This is a genomic window from Nitratidesulfovibrio oxamicus, assembly GCF_015731765.1.
Taxonomy (GTDB): domain Bacteria; phylum Desulfobacterota; class Desulfovibrionia; order Desulfovibrionales; family Desulfovibrionaceae; genus Cupidesulfovibrio; species Cupidesulfovibrio oxamicus.
Genome location: NZ_VRYY01000218.1, coordinates 1 through 4088 on the forward strand (window position 1 = coordinate 1; position 4088 = coordinate 4088).

At 68.0% G+C, this 4088-nt stretch carries 3 protein-coding genes; 1 reads left to right on the forward strand and 2 read right to left on the reverse strand.

The window, feature by feature from the left end; genetic code table 11:
• Window positions 1–274 precede the first annotated feature (274 nt).
• The gene (locus tag FVW20_RS08570; protein WP_196609092.1) at window positions 275–1030 is read left to right on the forward strand and encodes a pseudouridine synthase; all 756 of its coding nucleotides are present in this window, start codon (window positions 275–277) and stop codon (window positions 1028–1030) included.
• A 165-nt stretch (window positions 1031–1195) separates the two neighbouring features.
• Here FVW20_RS08570 and lolA read toward each other — a convergent pair whose 3' ends face one another.
• Together lolA and FVW20_RS08580 are read right to left on the reverse strand one after the other, a co-directional pair.
• Entirely contained in the window at window positions 1196–1897 is a 702-nt protein-coding gene (lolA, locus tag FVW20_RS08575; protein WP_196609093.1) for an outer membrane lipoprotein periplasmic chaperone LolA, read from the reverse strand.
• Window positions 1898–2233: 336 nt separating this feature from the next.
• A partial coding sequence (locus tag FVW20_RS08580; RefSeq protein WP_231038976.1) for a DNA translocase FtsK occupies window positions 2234–4088 on the reverse strand: 1855 nt, incomplete at its 5' end.

Genomic DNA, 4088 nt, shown 5'->3' on the forward strand with positions numbered 1-4088 from the left:
TTCCGATCGCCGGAGCGACGGTCCCGGGCGTCCCGGCCAGCCGTCGCCGCGCGGCAAGGCTGGCGAGGTGCCCCGCACGGGGGGGAACGCTGACAGAGAGGGCCGACAGGAACGACGTCCCGGGGCAGGCCTTGTGCCCGGTCGCGGACCCGGCAGGAACCGCCGCGAGGGGGAACCGGCGGCGGCACGTCAGTCCGAAATCACGGCGGTGGACGCCCAGTCCGCGCAATCCGCGCAATCCGGCGAACCGCACGTTCAGCCCGGGGAATCGGCCATGCAATCCGGCGAAGTGCGCCTGAACAAGGCCATTGCCGGGGCGGGGGTGTGCTCGCGGCGTCAGGCGGACGACCTCATACAGCAGGGGGGGGTGCGGGTCAACGGCGAGGTGGTGGACACCCCCGGGGCCCGCGTGGTGCCGGGGCGCGACCGCATCGAGGTGCGCGGGCAACTGCTGGAACTGGATGCAGCGCCCGCCGCGTTCACCTACGTGATGCTGCACAAGCCGGTGCAGGTCGTCTCCACCGTGCGCGACCCGCAGGGGCGGCCCACGGTGCTGGGCATCCTGCCGCCCGAACTGCGCGGCGGGCGGCTGTACCCCGTGGGCAGGTTGGACTATTTTTCCGAGGGGCTGCTGATCCTCACCGATGACGGCGACCTGACCAACCGGCTCACCCACCCCCGCTACCACCTGCCCAAGGTCTACATGGTCAAGGTGCGCGGCCACGTGACCGAATCCACCCTGGCCCCCATGCGCCAGGGCATGACCCTGGCCGAGGGCGAAAAGCTTGCGCCGGTGGACGTGCGCCTGTTGCAGTCGGACCGCCAGGCCAGCCTTTTCGAGATGACCCTGCGCCAGGGCGTGAACCGCCAGATTCGTCGGATGTGCCGCGACCTCGGGCTGACGGTGCTGCTGCTGCGGCGTGTGCGGCAGGGACCGCTTGAACTGGGTGAACTGCCCAAGGGCGCGGCCCGCCGCCTGACCCCGCACGAGGTGGCAGCCCTGCGCCGCGCCGCCGGTCTGGAATCGTAACCATCCAGTTTGCCGGAAAAAGAAACAACGCCCCCTGCATGGCTGCGGGGGGCGTTGTCGTTTTTTCAAACTTCAAGTTGAACTTGAATCGGGCGTGTCCCTAAGAGGGAGAATGCTTTGACGGCTGCCTGCCGGACGCCGCCGACAGCCGGGCGCAGGCGCAGCCTAATTGAACAGCTGCTTCTCGGGCGAGCCCTGCCTGGTGCGGTCTTCCACGTCCACGCCCTTGGGCGGGGCGAAACGGAAGGCGCTGTCCTGAACCCCGGCGTCGGTGGCCAGGCCGTTCAGGGTGATGTCGTTCTCGTTGCCGTAGAAGTCGATGATCTTGGCCCGGCGGATCAGGTTGGTGTTCGGGTCCACCCACAGGAAGGCCTCGGTCAACTGCGGCGTCGGCTCCTTGGGGTACATGTGCAGGCGGGCCATGCCGTTGTCGTCGGCCTCTTCGGCCACGTCGAAGTCCTGCTCCAGCCTTGCCTGGCCGGTGATCACCTTGATGATGGACCGCGAGTCCTGCACCAGTTCCACAGGGTACTTGTAGGCCACCTCTTCGTCCGGCAGGTAGTTCCAGATTTCGTTGGCCGTCACCACCAGCAGTTCGGCGTGGGGGGCCTTGGTTTCCCAGCGCACCAGCAACGGCTTGCGGAATTGCAGGGTGCCCTGTCGGGTTTCCTTGGCGCCGCTTTCGCGGTGCAGCAGCACCTGGGTGAAGTCCGCCTTGAGGGTGGTGGTGGCGTCGTAACGTTGCTGCAGGCGGTTGGTCAGTTCACCGGCGGCACGGGCCGGGACGGCGGACAACAGCATGGCGGCGCATGCAACGCCGAGGCCCAGCATGCGGGAGAAGGCACGAATGGAAAGGGGACGAATCACGGGATGCTCCTGTGGAGGATTGCTGGCGGGATGGGCACGGCGTTCGCCGTGCGAAATGACAGGGAGACGGCAGTGAGACGACAGGGAGGCCCGACAGGGGGCGGACATTGGCCCCGAATGACACATGATGGCACAGGGCGCCCTGTCCGGAGATCAGGCCCGATTCGGCTCTGTCCAGCCCTGTCCTGTCAGTGCCTGCCCGTTCCGGTGGGACACGACCGGACTCGCGCCATGCTGGGGCTGCGCTAGCAGGACTCGCCCAGCGCGTCAACTCGTGCGGCAGGGCGCGGGGCGGTGGCGAAAAACCACCCCGCCCCGCACCCTGTCCCGCCATTGTTATCTGATGACCATGCGCGGCTTGCTGCCGTCGGAGGGGCCGATGATGCCGTCGTGCTCCATCTGTTCCACGTAGCGCGCGGCCCGGTTGAACCCGATGCGGAAACGCCGCTGGATTTGCGAGATGGAGGCCTTGCCCTGGCCAATGACGAATTCCACGGCCTCGGCGTACATGGGGTCGTCGGAAAGGTCGCCACCGCCGTTGCCGTTGGCGCCGTCGCCCGTGCCGTCGTTGCCCCAGTCGGCAAAGTCCACCGTATAGTTGGGGGCCTGCTGGCGCTTCCAGAACTCCACCACGGAGGCCACGTCGTCGTCGCCCACGAAGGCGCCGTGCAGCCGTTGCAGCTTGCCCCCGCTGGGCTTGAAGAGCATGTCGCCCTTGCCCAGCAGGTGTTCGGCGCCCACGGTGTCGAGAATGGTGCGCGAATCGTGCTTGGAGGTGACCTGGAACGAGATGCGGCACGGGAAGTTGGCCTTGATGAGGCCGGTGACCACATCCACGCTGGGGCGCTGGGTGGCCAGGATCATGTGGATGCCCGCCGCGCGCGCCAGTTGGGCCAGGCGCACGATGCTGGTTTCCACTTCCTTGGCGGCGGTCAGCATGAGGTCGGCCAGTTCGTCGATGACGATGACCAGGTACGGCATGCGCTCCAGGTCCGCCAGTTCCGCCGGCAGGTTCGCACCAAGGTCGGCCAGCTTCTGGTTGTACCCGGCGATGTTGCGCACGGCCAGGCGCGCCATGGCCTGATAGCGGCGGTCCATCTCCTGCACGGCCCAGTCCAGGGCGTTCTTGGCCAGGGCCATTTCCGTCACCACGGGGTGCACCAGATGCGGCAGGTCGGCGTACACGGCAAGCTCGATGCGCTTGGGGTCCACCAGCAGCATCTGCACGTCTTCAGGACGTGCCTTGTACAGGAAGCTGAGCAGGATGGAGTTCAGGCACACGCTCTTGCCCGCGCCGGTGGCGCCCGCCACCAGCAGGTGGGGCATGCGGGCTAGGTCCGCCACGGTGGCGTTGCCCGCGATGTCCTTGCCGATGGCCATGGTGAGCATGGACGGGGCGGAACGGAAGGTGTCCGAGCCCAGAAGTTCCTTGAAGCACACGTTTTCACGCGCCTCGTTGGGAATTTCTATGCCCACGGTGTCCGTGCCGGGGATGGGGGCCTGGATGCGCACGGCAATGGCCTTCAGCGCCAGGGCGAGGTCGTCGCTGAGATTGGCGATGCGACTCACCTTCACGCCGGGGGCCGGGCGTACCTCGAACATGGTGACCACCGGGCCGGGGGTGATGCGGGTCAATTCGCCCTGCACCCCGAAGTCGGCCAGGCAGGTGATGACGCTCTGGCCCTTGGCCTCCAGTATCTGGCGGGCGGGCTTGGTGTCGCCGCCCGCCACGGAGTGCAGCAGGTCAAGGCCGGGCAGCTTGCTGCGCACCTTGCGGGGGCGTGCGGGCCTGGCAGGCGCTGTCCCCTGCCCTTCTCGGGCCGGGTCGTCGCCGAAGGCGCCTTCCAGCCAGGTGGGTCCGACCTCACCCGCGGCGTAGTCCACGAGGTCTTCAGGAAGACCGTCAGGCATACCTGCAGGCAGGCCAGGGGCAGTGTCGCCGAGAAGGTCGTCCCCCAACCCCATGGCCCCGGGGCCGAATTCGTTTCCGGCAAAGGGATCGCCGACGCTGGCGGCTGCGTTGCCTCCGTCACGTCCGGCACGCACCGCGGAACGGTCGTTTGCACGGACATCCGGTCGGGCGGCATCGTGCACGGCGTGGGCGTAGGCGTCGTCGTCTTCCGGGTCCTGGGGCACGTAGGGCGCGCGCGCGGTCGCGCCCGGCCCCTCATCGCCGGGGCGGTACGGGCGG

Excerpts from the sequence above, each read along its gene's own strand:
- FVW20_RS08570 (WP_196609092.1), top strand. The coding sequence starts at position 275 with ATGCAATCCGGCGAAGTGCGCCTGAACAAGGCCATTGCCGGGGCGGGG.